General features: G+C 38.6%; 14 protein-coding genes. 5 read left to right on the top strand and 9 right to left on the bottom strand.

Annotated elements, in window-relative coordinates:
- Window positions 1-38 precede the first annotated feature (38 nt).
- The 3 genes from ubiD to PALI_RS05000 form a co-directional block, all read right to left on the bottom strand.
- The gene (gene ubiD, locus PALI_RS04990; protein ID WP_193155092.1) at window positions 39-1,505 is read right to left on the bottom strand and encodes a 4-hydroxy-3-polyprenylbenzoate decarboxylase; all 1,467 of its coding nucleotides are present in this window, start codon (window positions 1,503-1,505) and stop codon (window positions 39-41) included.
- Between the two features lie 71 nt (window positions 1,506-1,576).
- Window positions 1,577-3,607: a methyl-accepting chemotaxis protein gene (locus PALI_RS04995; protein ID WP_193155093.1), complete on the bottom strand. Its 2,031-nt coding sequence runs from the start codon at window positions 3,605-3,607 to the stop codon at window positions 1,577-1,579.
- A 45-nt stretch (window positions 3,608-3,652) separates the two neighbouring features.
- The gene (locus PALI_RS05000) at window positions 3,653-3,955 is read right to left on the bottom strand and encodes an MliC family protein (RefSeq protein WP_193155094.1); all 303 of its coding nucleotides are present in this window, start codon (window positions 3,953-3,955) and stop codon (window positions 3,653-3,655) included.
- Between the two features lie 147 nt (window positions 3,956-4,102).
- Between PALI_RS05000 and PALI_RS05005 the strand changes: the two genes are divergently transcribed.
- Entirely contained in the window at window positions 4,103-5,008 is a 906-nt protein-coding gene (locus PALI_RS05005) for a DUF808 domain-containing protein (RefSeq protein WP_193155095.1), read from the top strand.
- Between the two features lie 44 nt (window positions 5,009-5,052).
- Here PALI_RS05005 and PALI_RS05010 read toward each other — a convergent pair whose 3' ends face one another.
- From PALI_RS05010 to PALI_RS05020, 3 genes are all read right to left on the bottom strand, one after another.
- Window positions 5,053-5,994 (bottom strand): tetratricopeptide repeat protein, encoded by a 942-nt coding sequence (locus PALI_RS05010; RefSeq protein WP_193155096.1) that lies wholly within the window; start codon window positions 5,992-5,994, stop codon window positions 5,053-5,055.
- A 106-nt stretch (window positions 5,995-6,100) separates the two neighbouring features.
- The gene (locus PALI_RS05015; protein ID WP_193155097.1) at window positions 6,101-7,501 is read right to left on the bottom strand and encodes a M20/M25/M40 family metallo-hydrolase; all 1,401 of its coding nucleotides are present in this window, start codon (window positions 7,499-7,501) and stop codon (window positions 6,101-6,103) included.
- Between the two features lie 180 nt (window positions 7,502-7,681).
- A complete protein-coding gene (locus PALI_RS05020) occupies window positions 7,682-9,760 on the bottom strand; it encodes a TonB-dependent siderophore receptor (RefSeq protein ID WP_193155098.1) in 2,079 nt (692 codons plus the stop codon).
- Window positions 9,761-9,952: 192 nt separating this feature from the next.
- Here PALI_RS05020 and dbpA point away from each other — a divergent pair, with 192 nt between their 5' ends.
- The gene (gene dbpA, locus PALI_RS05025) at window positions 9,953-11,341 is read left to right on the top strand and encodes an ATP-dependent RNA helicase DbpA (RefSeq protein ID WP_165743273.1); all 1,389 of its coding nucleotides are present in this window, start codon (window positions 9,953-9,955) and stop codon (window positions 11,339-11,341) included.
- Between the two features lie 19 nt (window positions 11,342-11,360).
- Here dbpA and PALI_RS05030 read toward each other — a convergent pair whose 3' ends face one another.
- The gene (locus PALI_RS05030) at window positions 11,361-11,933 is read right to left on the bottom strand and encodes a DNA-J related domain-containing protein (protein WP_193155099.1); all 573 of its coding nucleotides are present in this window, start codon (window positions 11,931-11,933) and stop codon (window positions 11,361-11,363) included.
- A gap of 76 nt (window positions 11,934-12,009) precedes the next feature.
- On the opposite strand from PALI_RS05030, the gene PALI_RS05035 reads away from it, so the two are divergent.
- Window positions 12,010-14,820 carry an ATP-binding protein gene (locus tag PALI_RS05035; protein WP_193155100.1) on the top strand — a complete coding sequence of 937 codons (2,811 nt, stop codon included), beginning with the start codon at window positions 12,010-12,012 and terminating at the stop codon, window positions 14,818-14,820.
- Between the two features lie 254 nt (window positions 14,821-15,074).
- On the opposite strand, the gene rho is transcribed toward PALI_RS05035, so the two are convergent.
- A complete protein-coding gene (rho, locus tag PALI_RS05040) occupies window positions 15,075-16,334 on the bottom strand; it encodes a transcription termination factor Rho (protein ID WP_011326839.1) in 1,260 nt (419 codons plus the stop codon).
- Between the two features lie 187 nt (window positions 16,335-16,521).
- Window positions 16,522-16,848, bottom strand: coding sequence for a thioredoxin TrxA (gene trxA / locus PALI_RS05045; RefSeq protein ID WP_002960942.1), 327 nt, complete (start codon window positions 16,846-16,848; stop codon window positions 16,522-16,524).
- A gap of 91 nt (window positions 16,849-16,939) precedes the next feature.
- On the opposite strand from trxA, the gene rhlB reads away from it, so the two are divergent.
- Window positions 16,940-18,217, top strand: a complete 1,278-nt coding sequence (rhlB, locus tag PALI_RS05050) for an ATP-dependent RNA helicase RhlB (RefSeq protein ID WP_077536631.1) — start codon at window positions 16,940-16,942, stop codon at window positions 18,215-18,217.
- Between the two features lie 43 nt (window positions 18,218-18,260).
- On the top strand, window positions 18,261-19,754 hold the full coding sequence (gppA, locus tag PALI_RS05055) for a guanosine-5'-triphosphate,3'-diphosphate diphosphatase (RefSeq protein WP_193155101.1): 1,494 nt from the start codon (window positions 18,261-18,263) through the stop codon (window positions 19,752-19,754).
- Window positions 19,755-19,880 lie beyond the last annotated feature (126 nt).

Below are 19,880 nucleotides of genomic sequence, written 5' to 3' on the forward strand. Positions count from 1 at the left end.
GTTATTTTATAGCCTGTTATGTACTTACATATAAACACTTAAACAATATTAAGGCTTTCCCAAATATCATCTACGCGGTCTTTAGTGTCTTTATCCATAACAATAGGCTCGCCCCATTCGCGAGTGGTTTCGCCAGGCCATTTATTGGTAGCATCCATTCCCATTTTTGAACCAAGGCCAGAGACCGGCGATGCAAAGTCGAGGTAATCGATTGGTGTGTTTTCTATTAATGTAGTGTCGCGAGCAGGATCCATTCGGGTTGTTATAGCCCAGATAACATCCTCCCAATCACGAGCATTAATATCGTCATCGCACACAATGACAAACTTGGTATACATAAACTGACGTAAAAATGACCAAACCCCCATCATCACGCGCTTAGCATGACCTGGATATTGTTTTTTCATTGTTACAATTGCCATGCGGTATGAGCACCCTTCAGGTGGAAGGTAAAAATCAACGATTTCAGGAAATTGCTTTTGTAATATCGGCACAAATACTTCATTGAGTGCGACACCTAAAATAGCAGGCTCATCAGGCGGACGGCCAGTGAAGGTACTGTGATAAATAGGATCTTTACGATGCGTTAAGTGAGTAACCGTCATAACTGGAAAATCATCTACTTCATTATAGTAACCAGTATGATCGCCATAAGGGCCTTCGGGCGCCATTTCTCCAGGCATAATATAACCTTCAAGTACGATTTCTGCACTGGCAGGGACTTGTAAGTCATTTGAAATAGATTTAACCACTTCGGTTCTGCTGCCACGTAATAAACCGGCAAATGCGTATTCGCTCAGCGTGTCAGGCACTGGGGTGACTGCGCCTAGTATAGTGGCCGGATCGGCTCCGAGTGCCACCGATACAGGGTAAGGTTGCCCTGGATTTTCTTTGCACCATTCTTGAAAATCAAGTGCGCCACCACGATGCGATAACCAACGCATAATTATCTTGTTCTTACCTAATAATTGCTGGCGATAAATACCTAAGTTCTGGCGTTTTTTATAAGGCCCTTTAGTAACTGTAAGGCCCCAAGTAATTAATGGCGCTGCATCACCTGGCCAGCAATGCTGAATGGGCAATTTAGTTAAATCTACATCGTCACCTTCTAAAATAACTTGTTGGCAAGGTGCTTTTTTTACTTCTTTTGCAGGCATATTAAGTACTTGCTTAAATATAGGTATAGCGCCCAGTGCTTCTTTAATACCTTTTGGCGGTTCAGGCTCTTTTAGAAAAGCGAGTAGTTTACCTACTTCACGTAGCTCGCTAACTTCTGTTTGGCCCATTCCCATTGCTACGCGTTTTGGTGTACCAAATAAGTTGGTAAGCACCGGCATATTGTAGCCTTTTGGATTTTCGAATAATAACGCAGGGCCTTTAGCACGTAATGTGCGATCAGATATTTCAGTCATTTCAAGATACGGGTCGATTTCTTGGGTGATGCGTTTAAGTTCGCCTTTTTTTTCAAGCAAATCGATAAAATCACGTAGATCTTTATATTTCATTGTGGGCCGCTATTAAGCAAAAGAGTTAAAGTATTATACCCATTTCATGCAAGGCAAGTCATTACTTGCACTTAAAACTTAAAGCGCTCTACGGCACTTGTTAAGGAGTGTGCAAGTTGATTTACGTCTTCACTTTCGCTTGCTAGGGTTGTTGCGTTGTTGGCATTTAAGGTGGCTTGCTCTGTTACCTTTGCCATTATTTTTTGAATGTCGTTACTATTAGTCAATTGTTCATGCGAGGCGTTTGCAATTTGCTCACTCATTTGATTAACCGATAGTAATGTACTCTTTATACGCTCCACGGCCTGGTTTAGTTCAGTACTGTTTTCAACACATTGTTTAGCTTGTTGTTGACCATCGTTAATTTCACTTTGTGTTGTTTTAGTATGTTGTTGTAATGTTTGGATCATGGTATTTATTTCGCTCGTTGAGCTTTGTGTACGCGCAGCTAGTGAGCGAACTTCATCAGCGACAACTGCAAATCCTCGTCCGTTTTCACCAGCTCTTGCCGCTTCTATTGCAGCATTGAGCGCAAGTAAGTTTGTTTGCTCAGCGATACTACTAATAGTCTCGACAATGGCACCAATGAGATCGGTAAATTCAGCAAGCTCTTCTGTGCTACTAACTGCCTTATCTAAACGGCTCAATAGTGCCTCAATACTCAGACTATTTTGATTCGCAATTTGGTTTACGTCATTAGCAAACTGTGAGGCGTTAGTTATTTCACTTGATGTGTTATCGGCTTGTTCATAAACCGCTTGTGAGTTGGTTAACATGTTTTGTGCAAGGACGGTGGCTTGTGCGCTACGCTCTAATTGTTGCTGTGCAACTATGGTCATTTGTTGGCCTTTTTCACTGGTTTGAATGGCCGATTTATCCAGTTCATGCGCATCGTTACTAATGGCTTTTATTAAATGACTTAAGTCGTCACTAAGCTTATTTATATTGTTAAACAAAGTACCAAATTCATCTTTACTACGGGGATGGCTGCGTTTAGAAAAATCTCCTGAGGCAATACGTGTTAAGTCACGATTTACTTTTTTGAGAGGTTTAAGCATCGCGTTGGTTGTAAAAATAGAAATTATAATTAGCAAAGCAATGAGTATTAGGGCTGTGATGATGACTGATTTTGACCCCACACTAATCGCTGATTTGGCATTATCTTGAAGAAGATTAAAGCGTTCATCGGCAAGCTCATTTAGTTTAAGTAGCTGGTTCTCAATATTTATAAACTCCTGCTGAAAACGTTCAAAGCTTTGTTGTGCTACAGTTTTGTTTTCGAGTGTTTTATTTTGTTCTGTGTAAATACCGCTTGATCCATTTAATAAGGTTCTTAAATCTTTAAACTGAGTGATTAGCTGGGCGACATTTAGAACATTTATAAAAGGTGTGCTCTGTTGCTCTAAATAATTAAAGTTAGGCTCAATATTATCTAGTAAAAAAGAGGTATCTTGCTGGAGGTTGTTTAGCTCGTCAGTGCTGGTTGTTTGCGTAATGTTTTTAATGTTGTTACTTAAGTTAAATAGTAAATCATCAATACGCGTTGCTGTGCCAAACATAGAATTAAGTAGGGGTTGTTGCTTTTCAGGAACGGTTAATAGCTCTATATCAAGTAAGTTATTACTCAAGTTACTTAGTTGCTCGCCAAACTTTTTAATAAGTGTTGCTGTGGTACTTTGTGCTTTAAAGCGTTGCTCTTTGGCAGTAAACATTGCTGCACTTATTGCATTTAACTTATTAAAGTTACCAGTTGTTGTAGCCAGCAGAGTTTGCATGCTTTGCTGCTGCACTAGTTGAGGTTTAAGCGTATTTAGCATTACTAAAAATTGTTTTTGTTCTGCGAGCGCTTGAGTTTTATTTAGTAATAGTAAGTCAGGTTTAGTTTGACTATAAGCTAGAGCATTAAACTTGGTAATTGAAAGGAGCGATAATCTTAAATCTTTACTTACTTGCTGCGTAGGAACTGCGAGGGTTTCTATTCGCAAAGTAGTTGTACTAATTTGATTTAACGACCAGTAAAAAAACAAACTACTGGTTAGCATTAATAGCCCAATGGCGGAAAAGGCTAAGATTATTTTATGTTTTATGGCAATAGAACGCATAACTTCATCAGCAAAATTAAGACTTTATTTAGTGTAGCAGTATTTTTAATAGGTTGTTAGTTCGCCACTAATTAATGCTCCACTGATGCTTTTCCCTGCAATTATCAACATTGCATTATTTTCTTTACCCCAAAATAATACATCTTCGTTTATATATTTATTGCCTGAAGCGCTTTTTTCATAGTCGAGAGAGTGTGTTTGATGATTAAAAGTGAGTTTTGCTTTTTCATCGTTGATAGGCTTGATAACGAGTGTGTTTGCATCGCAAGGATAGAGTGTACTTAGCTGTTTGTCACTGCATGCAATTAAGCTAAGTAAGCTTATTACAAATGCTAAGTGCAGTTTCATTTTCAGATCCAGTGATTTTTAAAATAAACGTATTTAACTGGCCTCCCCCTAAATTCTAATAAGGGAATAACAAAATAAAATTAACCGTTGGTGAAAGCAGCGCTTTACGCTATGTTTACAGCAATATTTTTTGAGCTAGGAAGCTGTATGGCTGGCACTAACCTTTTAACATTACTAGATGATATTACAACCTTACTCGATGACATTGCGACTATGAGTAAAGTGGCAACTAAAAAAACGGCTGGTGTATTGGGCGATGATCTAGCACTTAATGCACAGCAAGTTACAGGTGTTGCCGCTGAACGTGAGTTACCGGTTGTTTGGGCTGTGGCGAAGGGCTCATTTTTAAATAAAGCGATACTCGTTCCAGCTGCACTACTAATCAGTGTGTGGTTACCGTGGTTAATAACGCCGCTTTTAATCATTGGCGGCTTATTTTTGTGTTTTGAAGGAGCGGAAAAAGTATTTGCTAAGTTTTTACCTGATCATGATGAAGCAGTAGATGAAGATGAAAAATTAGATTTAGTTGAGTATGAAAAACAAAAAGTAAAAGGCGCAATTAGAACTGACTTTATTCTTTCTGCTGAAATTATTGTTATTACACTTGGTACAGTGGCTGGTGCGACATTAATAAATCAAGCATTAGTGCTATGCGTGATTGCGATTGTAATGACTATTGGTGTGTATGGTTTAGTTGCAGGTATTGTTAAATTGGATGATGCAGGGCTTTATTTACTCAACCAATCTAAGGTGAAAGCTAATAAATTTAAAGAGTTACTAGGTAAAGGTTTGCTCGCTGCCGCACCTAGGCTAATGCAGTTTTTAGCGTTTGCTGGCACAATCGCGATGTTTTTAGTGGGTGGCGGTATTTTGGTTCATGGTATTAATGTGTTGCATCATAAACAGTTGGATGTAACAAGCTATGCTCAGTCGGTTGCTGGCGGCACAGGAGAAATATTAGCGCCACTAATATTTGATGGTTTGCTAGGTGTTGCTGCTGGTTTAGTTGTTGTGCTTATGCATGTAGCTTACACAAAGCTATTTAAAAAATAATTTATAGCTGGCGTATTTGCTGCGCCAGCTATATTGAAATTCACTCATTCACAGTTAGCTACTTTACAAAGAGATTCTAATTCAAATTGTGCTTTGGTATTTTTCTGTTCAATTGCTTTCTTATACCAATAAATAGCCTGCTGATAGCTTTGATCAGTTCCTTGTCCATCGCGATACATTTGCGCTAAATTCAATTGTCCCCACGGAGAGCCTGATTCAGCAGCGAGTTTAAAGCTATCAAGTGCTTCGTTAAATAATCCATCTTTAAAATAAATAATGCCTTGTTGATTGTTTTTATCGAGCTTTAAGCCCTTATATAGTGGCTTAGGTTTAGGAGGATGCATCACAAACCCACCATAAAGGATGTTGGCATAAGGGCGCAGCACGTCGTAAATAGCTTCGTCTTTATACAAACGCTTTACTTCATCACGAGGCAGGGTGATTGTTTTAGTGGAAAAGTAATTGTCTTGAATTAGTTGGCTAGTTCTCATTGCTAAAGTAATACTATTATTACGTTTATAGCTGTAGTTACTTATCTGAAAGGTAATAAATTGTTCGTCAACGCTTAACACTTGAGCAATTTTTAAGTTGGTTAGGGTCCAGGGCTCGTGTGTAAATTTGTCGGCGTGTACTAAGTAGGTATCATATATTTTAGGCGTATTTAAATAGCTTTTCTTTCGAGTCTCGCTATTAAGGTGCTGCTGATAAAAAAATAAAACAATCCAAAGTAATAAAAATACACCAATAAAGTATTTAGGTAGGCTGATCTTTTCCATTAACGGTAGTTGCGTTATTTTAACGGGTTCGCTTTTTCCGCATTGATAGCACTCGCGTTTATAACTCAATTTTAAGGTAAGCATAGGTAAAATAATAAAGCGTAGGTAGCGGCTTTTATTCACTAAATGGTAGGTATCGCTTTGACAGTCGGGGCAGCGTATTGGTTGTGTAAAATGTGGAAATGATTCGCTGGTATTGAAAAGCAACATAAAGCACGCTCCTTGTTTAATTACCTAAAGGTAAAACAAGAAGCGTGTTAGTTAAAGCTACAAACTGTAAGTAAGTATGTCTGTTACTATTTAACCAGAGTTCAGGTTATTTATTTTGAGCTTTAGGCTTAATCGTTGTTTTAGCATCGGCAGCCATTAAAGCAAATACAGCGTATGCAGCGGTATTTTGACGAAGCTTAGCGGGTGTTACTTTATCAAGCGTATCGTCGGCTGTGTGATGGTAATCAAAGTAATCTGTTCCATCTTGAGCAAGTTCAAAAATAGGCGCTGACGTTGCTGCTTTAAGTGGAATTAGATCAGGGCCACCATTCGCTTGGTTTCTACCAATATACTCAATATTTAATGGCGCAAGTTCTTTTGCTATAGCGCGCACTACAGGCAGTGACTCTGCGCTTACATTCGATTCAAAAGCATATACAACATCGGCACCAAAATCAGACTCAGCGGCTGCAACTATATTGTTTAGCTCATTATTGTGCTGTGCAAAGTAAGCTTTAGCACCCCAGAGACCGAGTTCTTCAGCGGCAAAAAGCACCACGCGAATACTACGTTTAGTGCGTTTTACATCGCTAATATGTTTTGCTGCTGCCATTGTTAGTGCAACGCCTGCGCCGTCATCTAATGCGCCAGTCCCTAAGTCCCAAGAATCTAAATGCCCGCCTATTAACACATATTGCTCGGGATTTTCGGTACCATTAAATTGGCCAATAACGTTATAACCAGTGCCTTGACCACGATCTTCATTTTGCACATTAATATTTACAGTAACGCTTTTGCCCAGCGCAATGAGGCGAGCAACTTGGTCAGCATCAGGGTTGGCAATCGTTACGTTAGGGATTTTTGTTACGCCGTCTTTATAGTGGCTACCACCAGTATGCGCAAAACGGTGATGCGCAGTACTGACTGAGCGCATCATATAACCAATTGCACCTTTTTTAGCGGCTTCCACAGAACCAGTTGAACGTGCACGAACGGCAGGGCCATAACCATTACCATCAATGTCGCGGTTCATACGGTAGTTAATATAGGCAATTTTACCTTTCAAGCTATTTGCTGGGGCTGCGATCAACTCATCAAGGGTTTCAAATAATATAACTTCAGCAGTAATACCGTCTTTTGGTGTGCTCACACTATGACCAAGTGCGGTTAAATGTAGTGTTTGTTCACTCGGGGTAAGAATTTTACCGCTTTCACTGAAGCGGCGCCATTCAGGGAAAGTTGCTTCTTCTAGCCATACCTTATCAAAACCCAGTTCATTAAATTTTTCTTGTGCCCATGCAACGGCTTTTTTATCATTTTCTGTACCAGGAAGGCGTGGGCCTACCTCAGTGGTAAGGGATTCAAGTAATTTATAACTTAAATCACTATTTAGTGCAGAGGTACGTACTTCGTCTATTTGTTGTAATTGTTTTTGCGTAAATTCGGTGTTGCTTGCGTTTGCAGTCAGACTGCTGGTAAGCAGCAGTGCGGTAATCAATTTTTTCATATTGGAAGGCCTTTTTAATATTTAACACTATTAGAACATGTAATAAACATGATGAAAAATAGATGAGATGAATAGGCTTGGTAATAGATTTAATACTGTTAGGTATAAATGTTTAGATATAAAAAAGCCCGCGTACATGTACGCGGGCTATATTTTAACACTGTTATTTAAGGCATTTATTTAAAAGCTAAATTGCGCTGCTAAACGAAGATTTGTACCCTCGCCAACAGTTACATTACTAGTGCCGCCACCACCTAAATAGCTTTTATCAAATAAGTTTTCGATGTTAAGGCGTAAGTTAATATCGGTATTACTTAAGTTAAACTTATAAGTGGCGCCAACATCAACACGTGTATATGCATCTTTAGTAATTGTATTATCGCTATCTGCAAAGCGCTCGCCTTCATAAAAAGCACCAGCGTTAAAAGCAATCGCATCATTTAGCTCATAACGAGTCCACAGAGATGCTGACCATTTAGGTGCATCAACAGGACGTTTACCTTGCAGCTTCTCATTCGCTCTTTCATAGTTCGCATCTAAATACATTGCAGAGGCCATTACAAATAAACGATCTGTTGCAGCGCCTTGCGCTGCAACTTCAAAGCCTTTGTGGCGTTGTTCACCAACCTGATTTGTCTCGGTTGTAACTGAGCCAATAGGAGTCTCAAGGTCTTCAGTTACCAGCGTTCCGTTTTTACTTATATCGAAAACGGCACCACTAAGCAGTAAACGGTCATCAAGCAGTTGCCATTTTATACCTAGTTCTCTTTGTTCAGAGGTAACAGCATCTATTTCCATACCGAAGTTGATATCTTTATCATTAGTGATGGTTTCATTTTGTGGCTCAAAACCTTCAGAGTAGCTAGCGTATATCGTTGCTGATTCATTGGGGTGATATAGCACTCCAAATTTAGGTACGAAAGATTCGTTATTTCTACCTTTCCTCGTTTGTTTATCGTAACGACCACCAAGTGAAACCTGCCACTGTGGTGAAAAAGTAATTAAATCTTGTATATAAATACCGTAGTAATCGTATTCAGTCTCGCTTGTTCTATCTGGTGTCTTATAGCTTATATCAGGTCGAGCAGGCTCATTTTGACCAGCAGTAAAGTCAAAAGAGTCTGCAGAGGTGCGTAATTGGCGGTAAAAGTAGTCAAGTGAATTAACACCAATTAAAAGCTGATGTTCAATGCCTACTGTTTTAAATTCGCCAATAAAATCAATAAAAGCAGTGGTGAATTGCCAATCATCAAAGCGATCGTATGGATTCGAGGTGTATGTATTAGTTTGCGCGTCGTAAGAATTTCGACTAGGAGATGACTCAAAGCGTTGACGTTCAAACGTTTGTTCGTTATAGCCAAGCTTTACTTGCCAGTTATCGGCTAAAAATACTTCTAGGTCTACACCTAGGTTTTCTACGGTAATATCGGTAAACGCCCAAGACATATCACGGATTGTTTTATCGCTACCAATTACATTGGCATTATTGTCTATCCATGCGCCCGTATCTAACCCTGCTTCGTCATCTGTGCGGTCGTAATGCACTCGTACTAATGCGTTATCGCTAATATCGTAATCTACAACTAATGCACCTAAAAAGCGGTCGCGTTCACGGTTTTCACCATTTTGGTACTCACGCCAGTAGTCAACGTCTTGCTTTACTAAAATACCACGAGCACGTAAATCTTCCGATTCAGTTAATGCGCCTGCAGCATCTACCATAAAGCGAGTTGAACCATGCTGATCTACATCGGCACTGGCATTAAATAATGTTTGTGCAGTTGGTTTTTTGGTTACCATATTTACCAAGCCGCCTGGGCCTGATTGACCATATAAAATGCTTGATGGACCCTTAATAACCTCTACTTGCTGTAAAATCTCGATTGGTTGTTGGTAGTGTGACCAATGTTGATGCCCGTCGCGTAAATAGCCTGTTGATGAGCTTAACTCAAAGCCACGTAAATTAAATACTTCGCGGTTACGTTGTTGCGAGCCTGCAGTTAAGCTTGCGTCATTGGTAAGCACTTCGCCAAGCGTTGTGGCAAGTTGCTCGTTAACAATGGTATCCGTTATTACAGTGACAGATTGTGCAGTTTCAAGTAATGAGGCTGATGTTCTCATTGCACCATTAGCGTTATCTACTTTGTAGTCATTAAAGTAACTACCTTTTACTTCTATGTGTTCAAGATCGGTAGTGGTTGCAGATACGTTTGTTGTAATGCTTGCCAATAGTGCTATGTAAAGAGGATTCAGTTTCATTTATTGCTTCCAGAGCTATTATGTAAAAAATAATCGGGATCTTAATGAAAACTACTATCATTTTCAACTACTATTATTGACCTACACTTATTATGTGTTTGCTCATGGTTGCCAATTACGAATTCTGCTATTATTAGCGGCATATTCAGTGGGGTTTTCTCCCATGTTATTTTTATTGCTATGGAATTTATTGTGACTTCAACTGCTTTTTCATCTTTGGCTTTACCAGCTGGACTCGTTGATAACTTATCAACACTTGGTTATGCCCACATGACACCTGTACAAGCGCAAAGTTTACCGCCTGTACTTGCTGGTAAAGACATCATTGCTCAGGCAAAAACCGGCTCAGGTAAAACTGCTGCGTTTAGTTTGGGTGTGTTAGCTAAATTAAATGTCAAACGTTTTCGCATTCAGTCGTTAGTGTTGTGTCCTACTCGAGAACTAGCTGAGCAGGTTGCGGTTGAAATGCGTAAATTAGCACGCGGCATTCATAACATTAAAATATTGACGTTATGTGGAGGCGTTTCAATTGGTCCACAAATAGGCTCACTTGAACATGGCGCACATATTATTGTTGGCACCCCTGGGCGTGTTGATGATCATATTCGTAAAGGTACTTTACGTTTAGATGATGTTGAAACGTTGGTACTTGATGAAGCCGATCAAATGCTTGATATGGGTTTTCAAGACACATTAGATGCAATTATTGAGCGTATTCCACAAAATCGTCAAACATTGTTATTTAGTGCAACATTCCCACGCGCTATAGAAGCAATTGCTAAGCGTGTACTTAAAAACCCAGAAATGGTTAAAGTAGAAGAAGAGCAAGCCAAGAGCACAATTAAGCAGTACTTCTACAAAATGGATAATAATAAGCAGCGTTATCCAACGCTTAAATTATTGCTACTTAAATTTACGCCACAAAGCTGTGTTGTGTTTTGTAACACCAAAGTAGAAACACAACAAGTATGTGATGATTTAGCCGACGAAGGCTTTAGCGCAGTTGCGCTGCACGGTGATTTAGAACAACGCGATCGTGAACGTACGTTAATTCACTTTTCAAACAAGAGTGCTTCAATACTTGTTGCCACCGATGTTGCAGCACGTGGTTTAGATATTGATGACATGGATATGGTTATTAACTACCATTTAGCACATGACACGCAAACACATGTACATCGTGTTGGTCGTACTGGCCGCGCTGGTAAAAAGGGCATTGCATGTTCGATTTACGGTGAAGCAGAAGCGTTTAAAATTGCACAAATTGGCGAACATTACGAACGCGATATTACGCCTGAGCAAATGCCTCCGTTTAATTTATTAGACAAGCCGCCTTACCGCCCTGAAATGGTTACTTTAATGATAGATTCAGGTAAAAAGCAGAAAGTCCGCGCTGGGGATATTTTAGGTGCTTTAACAGGTAAAGATGGGGTTGCAGGTCGTCAAGTGGGAAAAATTAACGTACTTGATAATGTAGCGTTTGTTGCTGTTGAACGTAACTCATCAAAGCCGGCACTTCGTAAATTAACCGAAGGCAATATTAAAGGGCGTAAAATACGCGCTCGCCGCCTTACTCGCTAGTACATTCTTAAATAGCACATTAACGGGCAGTGTTTTTTAGCTGCTCGTATTCCTCTTTTATTTGCTTAAACTTTATGGCGCAGCCATCGGGCTTATCGGGATGGTGTTTCAATGCCTGTTGTCTCCAGCATTTTTGTAACTCTTTTAATGTGTAGTTGTTTGGTAATTGCCACTTGCTTGTAAGTGCGTGATAATCTTCTTGCGTTAAAGTTGGTTTAGTATATTCTCGTTCAAATTGTCCCCAAAAATCATTTAATAGTGCATCAACTTCTTGTGTTGAAGTGTCATAATTTTGCCAATCCAAATAGTAGTCTCTCAAACTTGTTCTGTGTGAAATTGGGTTTGTTACACTTTTTTCTAAGAGTTCTATATGTAAAGTTGAGATTAACAGAATTTGTGGGAGTAGTTGCTCCTGTAACTGATATAAAGCATTCATGATTAAAAAGTTACGCTTAAATAAATCACGTTGAGGGTTCTCATCCAATGATTTTACTGCACCGCAGTTTATTAGTTCTGATGCTAGAATATGAACTTGCCAGACCTTCTTTGTTAATATTATGTCAAAAATTTTGTCTGTCAGTGGGTTAAGCATTGTTTACGCCCTAGTTATTAGTGTATCTTCGATGGATATTACATTGTTATAAGTAACAATTTGAAGGATTGAAACTATGCAAGGCAAGCTTAAATGCCTCTTATTCATTGTATGTTTTACGCTAATGGCATCAAGCTACGCACAAAGCATTAGTTTATCGATTAACGAATTTAAACAGCAGCAGCAATGGGATGTAAAACTTCAATTAGGTAATTCATTACTTGAAAGCCGAAGTATTTCAGCACAAGAGCAAGCCTTGGTGTATGCCGGACTTGCTGATTTAGCTCTATCTATTGATAAATATAATGAAGCTTTAAACTATTTTAAATTATTAGAACTCCACACTTCAGAATCATTTTTACCTAATGAACATTTTCGCGCTATTAAAATGCAAGGTGTCTCACTTTTTTATCAAGGTTTTTTTCAAAAAGCGATTATAGAATATACTCGCACACTTGCTATCGCAACAAAAAATAATCAACGGTTAGAGCAGGCTAATTTACTAAATAATATAGGGTTAGCTTATTTTAATATGAATCAGCTAGTGTTCACGCTTGAGTATTATTTAAAGGCAAAAGCAATTTATGAGATTGAAGGAAGTGAGCAAGACAGGACTGATCTTTTACTTAATATAGCAGGCGTTTATATACGGTTATCTCGTTATGGTAATGCATTTAGTATTTATCAAGATGTGCTGAAAATTTATCGAAAGTTAGGTGATGAGAGTGGAGTTGCTCAGGTACATAATAATATGGGGGTCGCTTATTTTGAGAGTAATCAGCTAGATTTAGCGCTGCATTATTATCAATTAGCACTTCGTTATTACATATCGATTCAAGATTATAACCGGCTATCTACTCAATACACTAACCTTTCTAATGTTAACTTAATCCTTAATAAAGTGGATGTTGCATATGAACAGGCTAAGTTAGCCGAAGAGTATGCGCTTAAAATAGATAACCATAATTTAGAATTAAATGCGTTACATGCTTTAGCTAAAATACAATTTGTGAAAGGGATGTCTGAAGACGCAAAAATAAATTTAGAGCGCTCTATTTCATTAGCGAATGAATACGCAAGTGAGCGAATAATAAGGGATGCGTATGGCACTCAGTCTTTACTTGAAGCGAGTAGTGGCAATTATTTAAAAGCGATGTCTTTACATGAAAAGTTTATTAGCGAGCAACGAAAATTAAGAAGTGAATCTATTGTAAAAGCATTAGCTGTATTGGAAAAGCAGTTCAAAGCCACTCAGTTAAATCAAGAAATAAAACAATTAAAACAGGACCGAAGAGTACAAGAATTAAAAATGAACCAACGTTCGCAATTAACAGTGTTCATTTTTGTCTTATTATTTTTGGTGGTCGTGACCGGTGTTGCCTTGTATCGACGCGGTTTAGAAAAACGTGCGAAGCAGTATCTTGCTGATCAGGTTGAACAGCGGACTTCAGAGTTAAAAGCGGTAGCTCAAGAGTTAAGAGAGGCGAATGATGTTAAAAGTCAATTTTTGGCTAATATTAGCCACGAAATTAGAACGCCATTGACGGCCATTCTAGGTCAAACTGATGATTTGATTAATGGGCTTTATGAGCCCGAGCAGCTTCAAGATGAACTAAAAATAATACAGCGTCATAGCGATCATTTAAAAAGCTTAATTAATGATGTGCTCGATTTGAGTAAAATTGAAGCAAACAGGTTGGAGTTAAACATTTCTTGTTTTGATATTGTGCAATTAGTTAGTGATGTGCACGCTATGTTTAGCATGCAAGCTAAAGCAAAAGATCTGCACCTAACTTTAGATAATCAAATAGGCGATGAATTTTATACCAAGCTTGATTTAACCCGTGTAAAACAAATTCTTATTAATTTATGTGCAAATGCAATTAAATTTACTCACTCTGGGCAGGTAGTTGTCGCGTTAAATAAAACAGAGCAAGGGTTAGTACTGAGTGTTAAAGATACAGGGATAGGTATGAGCTCATCACAATTAAAGTTCATATTTGAATGCTTCAGCCAAGCAGATAATAGTATAAGCCGTCGTTTTGGTGGTACAGGATTAGGACTTAGTTTGTCACAGCAACTCGCTTCTATGATGGGGGGTTATATTAGCGTGCAAAGCGAATATAAAAAAGGCAGCCAGTTTTCTTTCTTTCTACCTTGTGTGAAAGCAGATAAAAAATCGAATTTTGTTGAAAATCAAGAACCACTGACTATAGATAAAGCATTAAATGGTCGAGTTTTACTTGCTGAGGATCACTCAGATAACCGTCGATTTATAAGTCGTTATTTACGCTCTTTAGGGCTTGATGTTATTGCAGTAGAAAATGGAGAGCAAGCTGTTGAACAGTGTTTGCAAGAAGATCCAGACCTTGTATTGCTCGATATTCAAATGCCAGTAATGGATGGGCGTGCCGCTTTTCAGTTATTAAAAAAATGTGGCTTTCAACGACCCGTTTTTGCCTTGACTGCCAATGCGATGAGCCATGAGGTGGATGAATATTTAGCATTAGGGTTTAGTGGCTACTTAGCGAAACCGGTAGACAAGAAACTATTTTATAAAGCACTTTCCCAGCATTTAGCGTTGATAGAGACACAAGATCAAGTTGATATTGATATGAGTGATTTAGTGGTTAGCTTTAAAAAAAGTTTTACTTTAGAAAATGAAACCATAACACAGCATTTCATAAATAAAGATTTAGATGCGCTTCAAAAAGACAGCCACCGAATACTCGGTGCGGCACAAATGTTTGGATTAGATGAAATAGCACATGCTGCTAAAAATCTTGATAGAGCACTTTTAAAAATGCCAAATAGTCGTAATTTATTGGAAGTTGAAGAACTGGTGTATAGCTTACAAACGGTACTTAAAAAATATAATGAAAGTTAGTTTATAAGTAATACCAATTTTATTAAAAACATGATCATTCTAGTGTATTAAATAGCTCACTAACTACGTTAAAAATTATTTATATAGAACAACTATGTATCATAATTTTAGCCTTGTTATTGAGCTATTTCCGTATCGCTATAATAGATCACTAATTTAATGCAATTGGTATAACCTAAGATCAGGTTAAGTATTTATAAAACACCTTAGATAATAAAAAAGCGCCAATTGGCGCTTTTTTTAGATTTGAGTGCTTATTGGCGCTTCATCGAATCAAAAAATTCATCGTTAGTCTTACTCATCGATAATTTATCGATTAGGAATTCCATAGCATCGATTTCTGACATATCATGAACAATCTTACGTAAAATCCAAAGCTTCTGTAGCTCATCTGGTTTAGTAAGTAGCTCTTCACGACGAGTACCTGAGCGGTTAAAGTCAATAGCTGGAAATACACGTCTTTCCGCAATTTTACGGTTAAGATGTAATTCCATATTACCAGTACCTTTAAACTCTTCGTAGATAACTTCATCCATTTTAGAGCCAGTATCAATAAGTGCTGTCGCAATAATTGTTAAACTACCACCTTCTTCAACATTACGTGCTGCGCCAAAGAAACGCTTAGGTTTGTGTAATGCATTGGCATCAACACCACCAGTTAGTACTTTTCCAGATGAAGGAATAACGGTGTTATAAGCACGTGCTAAACGAGTGATTGAATCTAATAAGATAACAACATCTTTTTTATGCTCAACTAAACGTTTTGCCTTTTCGATAACCATTTCGGCAACTTGTACGTGACGAGAAGCTGGCTCATCAAACGTTGATGCAATAACTTCACCTTTAACTAGGCGCTGCATTTCTGTTACTTCTTCCGGACGCTCATCAATTAGTAATACCATTAATGTTGCATCTGGGTGGTTGTGTGTAATTGATTGTGCAATATTTTGTAATAGCATTGTTTTACCCGCTTTTGGCGGTGCTACTAACAAACCACGTTGGCCGCGGCCAATAGGTGAGGCTAAATCAAGTACGCGGGCTGTAATATCTTCTTTACTGCCGTTACCACGTTCCATACGAAAACGTTCGTTTGCATGTAGTGGGGTAAGGTTTTCAAAAAGAATTTTAGTTCGAGAGTTTTCAGGTTTATCAAAGTTAACTTCATTTACTTTAAGTAAAGCAAAGTAACGTTCACCGTCTTTAGGTGGACGAATAAGACCTGATATTGAATCGCCAGTACGCATGCTGAAACGGCGAATTTGGCTAGGTGAAACATAAATGTCATCTGGCCCAGCTAAGTAAGAGGCTTCTGATGATCTTAAGAAACCAAAACCATCTTGTAAAATCTCTAATACACCGCCGCCGAAGATATTTTCTCCGCCTTTGGCATGGGATTTAAGAATGGCAAAAATGATATCTTGCTTTCTTAAGCGGGCTACGTTTTCGAGCCCCATGGACTCAGCTAAGTCTACAAGCTCTTTAATGGACTTGTCTTTTAATTCGCGTAAATGCATATTGGTGGGTTCTTTATTACAGTTGTCATACTCAAAATCGCTTTGATAGTTGAGTGAGGTTTGTTGAATATAACTAAGGATTAGTTGGCTTTATAAACTAGCAGTTCACTGGCAAAGCGTCCAGTCTTTATACAAAATAAATTTAAAAAAGGGTAAAAAAACCCTTTTTTATAGTTCTAGCTTACAATTAGATGTTGTTTTCTAAAAACTCGATAAGTTGAGTTTTTGAAAGTGCACCTACTTTTGTTGCAGCTACTTGGCCATCTTTAAAAAGAAGCAAAGTAGGGATGCCACGAATACCAAATTTTGGCGGTGTGCCCGCATTTTGGTCAATGTTCAATTTAGCAACAGTCACACGGCTGTCGTATTCATCAGCAACTTCGTGAAGAATAGGGGCGATCATTTTACAAGGTCCACACCATTCAGCCCAGAAATCTACTAGTACTGGTTTGTCTGATTGTAATACGTCAGCTTCAAAGCTATCGTCAGTAATTTGGATTATTTTCTCGCTCATTGCGCTCTCCGATTTAGTTAGGCGAAATATTTAGTGCGTATTTAAACACTCTTGTTTCTTATTGCAAGTTTAAACGTTATGCTTAAACGCTATGACTAAGACACATTTAACCGATAAAAAGTTTTCAGACTTTGCTATCGCACCGGAAGTGGTTGCCGGTTTAACCGAGAATGGGTTTGAATATTGCACACCTATTCAAGCAAAATGCCTACCTTTTATTTGTGATGGACGCGATATCGCGGGCCAAGCTCAAACTGGTACAGGCAAAACGTTGGCGTTTTTAACTGCCACGTGCCATCGGTTATTACAATCTAGCAAAGCACCTAGTAAACATCCAAGAGCCCTGATCATGGCCCCGACTCGGGAGCTTGCGATTCAGATACACAAAGATGCTAAAATTTTAGCGCCGCACTGTAATCTTAACTTAGGTTTAGTATATGGTGGCGAAGATTACGAAAAACAACGTGCACAACTAGAAAAAGGCGTTGATATTTTAATTGGTACTACAGGTCGCCTAATTGATCTGTATAAGCAAGGCTGTTACACCCTTAATGAAATTGAGGTAGTCGTGCTTGACGAAGCTGATCGTATGTTCGATTTAGGCTTTATTAAAGATATTCGCTATATGTTCGATCGTATGCCAGATACATCGAAGCGTTTAAACTTATTATTTTCTGCCACGCTTTCATATCGTGTGCAAGAACTAGCGTTTGAGCATATGACAAACCCAGAGCACGTTCAAATTGAACCTGACGTTAAAACGGGTAAACGTATTCAAGAAGAGCTATTTCATCCTTCGCAAGAAGATAAAATTAAGTTGTTGTTAACCTTAATTGAAGAAGAATGGCCAGAGAAAGCAATCGTGTTTGCAAATACCAAGCACAGCTGTGAAACAGTATATGCGTGGTTAAAGTCTGATGGCCATCGTGTTGGTATGTTAACTGGTGATGTAAATCAGAAAAAACGTCAAAGTATATTAGCGCAGTTCAGTAAAGGCGAATTAGACTTTTTAGTGGCAACTGACGTTGCAGCACGTGGTTTACATATTCCAGAAGTGAGCCATGTATTTAACTTTGATTTACCTGACGATTGCGAAGATTACGTACACCGTATTGGTCGTACTGGCCGCGCTGGTGCATCTGGGCATGCAATTAGTTTTGCGTGTGAGCAGTATGCATACAATCTTCATGAAATCGAAGAATATATAGAGCACAGCATTCCTTTATCGCATTACGATAAAACAGCATTGTTAGATGATTTAACACAGCCTATTATTCAAAGAAAGCGCAACTATTCAACAGGTCCACGTAACCGCAGTAACAACAGCGGACGTCGTCCAAATAATAGTTACCAAAAAGGACGGTCGTAAGCGACCGTTTGTATAAGTAGTAGTAACTAGAGGTTTTTGAACGGTGGGGCAACTTAAACCGCAAAAAAATGTGTACGCAGTTATTGATTTGGGTTCAAATAGCTTTCATATGCTTATTGCCAAATCAATTGCTGGCGGTCTGCAAACAATTGGCCGTGTAAAACGCAAGGTCAGACTAGCCGCAGGGCTTGATAAAAACAACGTATTAAGTACAGAAGCAATGCAACGAGGGTGGGAATGTCTCACTCTTTTTGCTGAGCGCTTACAAGATATCCCAAATCAAAATATCACTATTGTGGCAACGGCTACTCTGCGCTTAGCGACTAATGCTGATGTATTCAAAACTCAAGCTGAAAAAATCCTCGGTCATAAAGTTAATGTGATCAGCGGCGAATTAGAAGCTAGAACAATTTATAAAGGTGTTGCTCATACATCTTCTTGTACAGGCAAACAGCTTGTTATTGATATTGGTGGTGCAAGTACTGAAGTGGTAATAGGTAAAGCCTTTGACGCCCTACATTACAAAAGCCTTAATATGGGTTGCGTTACTTATCTTGAACGTTACTTTAAAGATTGTCAGTTAAGTAATAGCAACTTTAACGCAGCTATAAAAGCAGCACGCACTATTATTGATGAAATATCCTCAGAATATAAAGCAGCTGGTTGGAAAATTGCCTCTGGAGCTTCAGGTACAGTACAAGCTATTCAAGAAATCATGGTCGCTCAAAATCTTGATGACTTGCTTACACTTAAAAAACTTAATAGCATAAAAGAGCAAGCAATTGAATTTAGCACTATTGCAGCGTTGGATCTCCCTGGATTAAGTGAAGACCGCCGACTGGTCTTTGTATCAGGACTCGCTATCTTAATAGCACTATTTGAATCTCTGGAAATAGACACAATGGGACTCGCAGGTGGCGCGCTCCGTGAAGGTGTTTTATATAGCATGGTTCCGGAATTCCATAATAACGATATTCGTAAACGCACTGTCGATGGATTTATGAGCCGTTATCATGTCGATCAAAAGCAAGCATGTCGAGTTTCTAGCTTAGCTGTTCAATTAGCTGCAAATATTAATAAAGATTGGCCAGTTGAAAGTTTAAATGGCCTACCACTGTTAAAAGCAGTCGCACAGCTTCATGAGATCGGATTGCTAATAGAGTATAAGCAGTATCATAAACACACGGCTTATATTTTAGAAAATACTGATATGCCGGGTTTCTCACAATCAGAGCATAAGCTGATTGCGGCAGTCGCAGGAGCGCACCGTTCTGATTTTCAAAAAGGTTGCTTTAATTCACTTGGTTCAAATAGCCTATTGGCTCAGTATATTGTTAGGTTACTGCGTATTGCAGTTATTTTATCAATGCGTAGACAAGATGATGTATTACCTAGGTTTGAGTTAAGTGCTAAAAATGAAGTGTTAGACCTTAAGTTTGAAAGTAACTGGTTAAAAGAGCATCCATTAATGGCCAGCGAGCTACAACAAGAGTCTAAACAGCAAGGTAAACTTGGGTGGAAGCTCACAGTAAACTAGTTTAAAGGCCCGCGAGGGTCTTTTTAGTGTTTAAAATGACCGTTTCGATGTAAATATATGCGAACAGCACATTATTTCAAGTTTTCTTCAAAAAAGGGTTGATCTGTTTTCGGATCTCCCTATAAT

It is taken from the genome of Pseudoalteromonas aliena SW19 (genome assembly GCF_014905615.1).
Classification (GTDB): domain Bacteria; phylum Pseudomonadota; class Gammaproteobacteria; order Enterobacterales; family Alteromonadaceae; genus Pseudoalteromonas; species Pseudoalteromonas aliena.

Bases quoted from the DNA above. Each gene is read 5' to 3' on its own strand.
- rho (WP_011326839.1), bottom strand. From the start codon at position 16,334: ATGCATTTACGCGAATTAAAAGACAAGTCCATTAAAGAGCTTGTAGAC.
- ubiD (WP_193155092.1), bottom strand. From the start codon at position 1,505: ATGAAATATAAAGATCTACGTGATTTTATCGATTTGCTTGAAAAAAAA.
- trxA (WP_002960942.1), bottom strand. From the start codon at position 16,848: ATGAGCGAGAAAATAATCCAAATTACTGACGATAGCTTTGAAGCTGAC.
- PALI_RS05035 (WP_193155100.1), top strand. From the start codon at position 12,010: ATGCAAGGCAAGCTTAAATGCCTCTTATTCATTGTATGTTTTACGCTA.
- PALI_RS05010 (WP_193155096.1), bottom strand. From the start codon at position 5,994: ATGTTGCTTTTCAATACCAGCGAATCATTTCCACATTTTACACAACCA.
- PALI_RS05030 (WP_193155099.1), bottom strand. From the start codon at position 11,933: ATGCTTAACCCACTGACAGACAAAATTTTTGACATAATATTAACAAAG.
- PALI_RS05015 (WP_193155097.1), bottom strand. From the start codon at position 7,501: ATGAAAAAATTGATTACCGCACTGCTGCTTACCAGCAGTCTGACTGCA.
- PALI_RS05005 (WP_193155095.1), top strand. From the start codon at position 4,103: ATGGCTGGCACTAACCTTTTAACATTACTAGATGATATTACAACCTTA.
- rhlB (WP_077536631.1), top strand. From the start codon at position 16,940: ATGACTAAGACACATTTAACCGATAAAAAGTTTTCAGACTTTGCTATC.
- PALI_RS04995 (WP_193155093.1), bottom strand. From the start codon at position 3,607: ATGCGTTCTATTGCCATAAAACATAAAATAATCTTAGCCTTTTCCGCC.
- PALI_RS05000 (WP_193155094.1), bottom strand. From the start codon at position 3,955: ATGAAACTGCACTTAGCATTTGTAATAAGCTTACTTAGCTTAATTGCA.
- PALI_RS05020 (WP_193155098.1), bottom strand. From the start codon at position 9,760: ATGAAACTGAATCCTCTTTACATAGCACTATTGGCAAGCATTACAACA.